The organism is Hypericibacter sp., assembly GCF_050729195.1.
Classification (GTDB): Bacteria; Pseudomonadota; Alphaproteobacteria; order Dongiales; family Dongiaceae; genus Hypericibacter.
On record NZ_JBOHKS010000143.1, the window covers coordinates 1 to 4,089 of the forward strand.

Here is a 4,089-nt window from a genome sequence, read left to right on the forward strand (position 1 = left end):
CGATCCAGGAAAAGATCTTCACGCCGGTCGGGACCGCGATCACCATCGTCGCTGCGGTGAAATAGGCCCGGGTATCGACGTCGAGGCCGACGCGGAACATGTGGTGCGCCCAGACGACGAAGCCGACCACGCCGATCGCGACCATGGCGTAGGCCATGCCGAGATAGCCGAACACCGGTTTGCGCGAGAAGGTCGAGACGATCTGGCTGACCATGCCGAAGCCCGGCAGGATCAGGATGTACACCTCGGGGTGACCGAAGAACCAGAACAGATGCTGGAACAGGACCGGATCGCCGCCGCCGGCCGGGTCGAAGAAGGTGGTGCCGAAATTGCGGTCGGTCAGCAGCATCGTGATGGCGCCGCCGAGCACCGGCAGCGACAGCAGCAGCAGGAAGGCCGTCACCAGCACCGACCAGACGAACAGCGGCATCTTGTGCAGGGTCATGCCCGGCGCGCGCATGTTGAAGATGGTGGTGATGAAGTTGATAGCGCCGAGGATCGAGGAGGCGCCGGCCAGATGCAGCGAGAAGATCGCGAGGTCGACGGCGGGCCCGGGATGGCCGAGCGCGCTCGAGAGCGGCGGGTAGATGGTCCATCCGGTGCCGGCACCGCCCACGAAGGCCGAGCTCAGCAGCAGGCCGAAGGAGGGGATCAGCAGCCAGAAGCTGATGTTGTTCATGCGCGGGAAGGCCATGTCGGGGGCCCCGATCATGAGCGGCACGAACCAGTTGCCGAAGCCGCCGATCATCGCCGGCATCACCACGAAGAACACCATGATGAGGCCGTGGGCCGTCACCAGCGTGGCCCAGAGATGGCCGTCCGGCTCGCCATTGGTCAACAGGTACTGGACGCCCGGAGCCTGCAGCTCGAGGCGCATGATCACGGAGACCAGGCCGCCGATCAGGCCGGCCACCACCGCGAATATCAGGTACATCGTCCCGATATCCTTGTGGTTGGTCGAGAAGAGGTAGCGCGCGAGCCCGGTCGGATGATGGCCGTGGTCGGCGTCGTGGTGCGAAGTGGCGCTGCTCATGGTCCTAAACCCTCTCTCTCAATGTTGCCGGAGCCAACTCAGTTGGCAGCCGGCGCCGGCGCCGCAGCCGCGACATCGATCGCGGGTGCGTCGGCCTGGGCGAACTTCTTCTGGGCCTCGGCGACCCACTCCAGATATTTCTCCTTCGACACCACATCGACCGCGATCGGCATGAAGGCGTGGTTGGTGCCGCAGAGCTCGGAGCACTGGCCGTAATAGGTCCCCTCCTGGGTGACCTCGGTCCAGGTCTCGTTCACCCGGCCCGGCTCGCCGTCGAGCTTCAGGCCGAAGGCGGGGACCGCGAAGGAGTGGATCACGTCCGAGGCGGTGATCAGGATCCGGACCTTGGTGTTGACCGGGATCACCAGGTGGTTGTCGGTCTCGAGCAGGCGCGGCTGGCCGGGCTTCAGGTCCTTGTCGGCCGTCATCAGCGCGTCGAAGGTGAAGTTGCCGTTGTCCGGATATTCGTAGGACCAGTACCACTGATGCCCGATCGCCTTGATCGTCAGCTCCGGGTTCTCGGTGCGGTCGGCGGCATAGATCAGCTTGAAGGAGGGGATCGCGATCGCGACCAGGATCATGACCGGGATCACCGTCCAGAGCACCTCGATCAGCGTGTTATGCGAAGTCTTGGAGGGGACCGGGTTGGCCCGCGCATTGAAGCGGACGATGACGATCAGCAGCAGGATCATCACGAAGGCCGTGATGGCCGCGATCACGAAGAGCAATGCGTGATGGAAGCTGTGGATCTGCTCCGCGATGGGCGAAACCGCCGGCTGGAAGCTCATCTCCCAATCCTTGGGACCGTTCTCGGCATAGGCCGCGGGGGCCAGCGTGACGAGCGCGATGAACGCTCCCCAGAGCATCGTCAAAGCCTTAAGACGCATTGCGAGATTTCCTCTTATGGCCGGCGCCTTCCTCTCCACCGGGCGGCCCGCCTCGAGGTCCCCAGGACTGTTGTCCCAAGGCCTCCAGCGACCGCCCATCCCTTGCGCTGGCAGGCGGGGAAACTACACCCCTATCCGAGGCTTCTCAAGCCTTTGGGGCGGTTTGCGGCGCTTGGACGCGCGCGATTACGGGGCCTTGGCGACCCCTTTGCGGTCGGGCTTCAGAAATGCGACGTTCTGTCGCGCGAGGCCGTTCCGGACGGCGTGTCGAACCTGTCCGGGGGTTCATCGGCGGGCCCGGGCCTCGGGCTGACAGAAGCCCCTCGACGCCCTATATGCGGGAGTGCGGCAAACTTGATCGCGCGACTCGGGCTCTAGCCGTCCCGAACCTCGCGCGGGCCAAGTCCCTCAACACCCTGCCGACCGCAGCACCGAAGGAGTCCTGAAGGACCGCCATGGCCGACCTCAGCAAAACCGACGAGCTCTTTTTCCACCGCACCGGCCTCGACCGGAAGCGCATCGAAGGCGTCGTCGCCGACGCGCTCAAGGGCGCCGATGATGGCGAGCTCTTTCTCGAATACAGCCAGTCGGAAGCCCTCTCCTTCGACGATGGCCGGCTCAAGAGCGCGTCCTACGACACCACCCAGGGCTTCGGCCTGCGTGCCATCGCCGACGAGCGTGCGGGCTATGCCCATGCGAGCGAGCTCTCCGAAGCCGCGATCAAGCGCGCCGGCGAAACCGTGAAGACGGTCCATCGCGGCCATGGCGGGACCCTGGCCCTGCCGCCCAAAGGCACCAACCGCTCGCTCTATACGGACGTGAACCCGCTGAACGAAGTGCCGTTCGAGGACAAGGTCAAGCTCCTGACCGAGATCGATGCTTATGCGCGCAGCAAGGATCCGCGCGTGCGCCAGGTCATGGCCTCGATGACGGGCGTGTGGCAGGCGGTGCAGATCATCCGCGGCGACGGGCAGCGCCTGGCCGATATCCGGCCGCTGGTGCGCCTCAACATCGCGGTCGTGGTGGGCGACGGCGACCGCATGGAGACCGGCAGCTTCGGCACCGGCGGCCGCGAGGCCTATGGCCGCTTCATCAAGGAGCAGAGCTGGCGCGACGGCGTGGATGAGGCGCTGCGCCAGGCGCTGGTCAATCTGGGCTCGGTGCCGGCGCCCGCCGGCGAGATGGAAGTCGTGCTGGGGCCGGGCTGGCCCGGCGTGATGCTGCATGAAGCCGTGGGCCATGGGCTCGAGGGCGATTTCAATCGCAAGAAGACCTCGACCTTCGCCGGGCTGATGGGCCAGCGCGTCGCCTCGCCCGGCGTCACCATCGTCGATGACGGCACGATCCAGGACCGCCGCGGCTCGCTCACGATCGACGACGAAGGCACGCCCTCGCAATACAACGTGCTGATCGAGGACGGCATCCTCAAAGGCTATATGCAGGATCGCCAGAATGCCCGGCTCATGGGCATGAAGCCGACCGGCAACGGCCGGCGCCAGAGCTTCGCCCATATCCCGATGCCGCGCATGACCAACACCTACATGCTGGCCGGCAAGCATGATCCGAAGGAGATCCTCGCCTCGGTGAAGAAGGGTCTCTATGCCGTCAATTTCGGCGGCGGCCAGGTCGACATCACCTCCGGCAAGTTCGTCTTCTCCTGCACCGAGGCCTATCTGATCGAGAACGGCCAGATCGGCCCCGCGGTCAAGGGCGCCACGCTCATCGGCAACGGCCCGGACTCGATGAACAAGGTCAGCATGATCGGCAACGACCTGAAGCTCGATGGCGGCATCGGCACCTGCGGCAAGGAAGGCCAGGGCGTGCCGGTCGGCGTCGGCCAGCCGACCTTGAAGATCGATGCCATGACGGTCGGCGGTACGGCGCATTGAGGCGAGGTTCCGAAGCTCCGACTCTCGCCGTGATTCCCGAGCTTTAGCGGGCGCGTTAACCTCCGATTAACCACCCTTCGCCTTAGAATGCGCGCACGTCCGGTCTCCCAAGCCCGGGCGCACTAAAGAAAAGGGCCGCGGTTCCCTGCCGCGGCCCTTTTTGTCTGATCGCTTCGCTCTGATTCCAAGCTTCGGACGAGATCGAGGAGCGACGCCGCGTTTTATCTTGCAAGCAACCCCTCCCCCTACCCCCTCCCCCTACCCCCTCCCGCAAGGGGAG

Annotated in this window: 3 protein-coding genes; 1 reads left to right on the top strand and 2 read right to left on the bottom strand. The window is 65.3% G+C overall.

Translation table 11 applies throughout. From position 1 onward, the window contains the following. Together ACREE8_RS11135 and coxB are read right to left on the bottom strand one after the other, a co-directional pair. The coding region (locus ACREE8_RS11135; protein WP_431573064.1) for a cbb3-type cytochrome c oxidase subunit I at window positions 1-1,033 on the bottom strand (1,033 nt) is incomplete at its 3' end. Between the two features lie 38 nt (window positions 1,034-1,071). After that, on the bottom strand, window positions 1,072-1,899 hold the full coding sequence (gene coxB / locus ACREE8_RS11140; protein ID WP_431573065.1) for a cytochrome c oxidase subunit II: 828 nt from the start codon (window positions 1,897-1,899) through the stop codon (window positions 1,072-1,074). Between the two features lie 476 nt (window positions 1,900-2,375). Between coxB and tldD the strand changes: the two genes are divergently transcribed. Then, entirely contained in the window at window positions 2,376-3,809 is a 1,434-nt protein-coding gene (tldD, locus tag ACREE8_RS11145; protein WP_431573066.1) for a metalloprotease TldD, read from the top strand. Window positions 3,810-4,089: the final 280 nt, after the last annotated feature.

Coding starts and splice junctions, on each gene's coding strand:
- tldD (WP_431573066.1), top strand. CDS start 2,376: ATGGCCGACCTCAGCAAAACCGACGAGCTCTTTTTCCACCGCACCGGC.
- coxB (WP_431573065.1), bottom strand. CDS start 1,899: ATGCTCTGGGGAGCGTTCATCGCGCTCGTCACGCTGGCCCCCGCGGCC.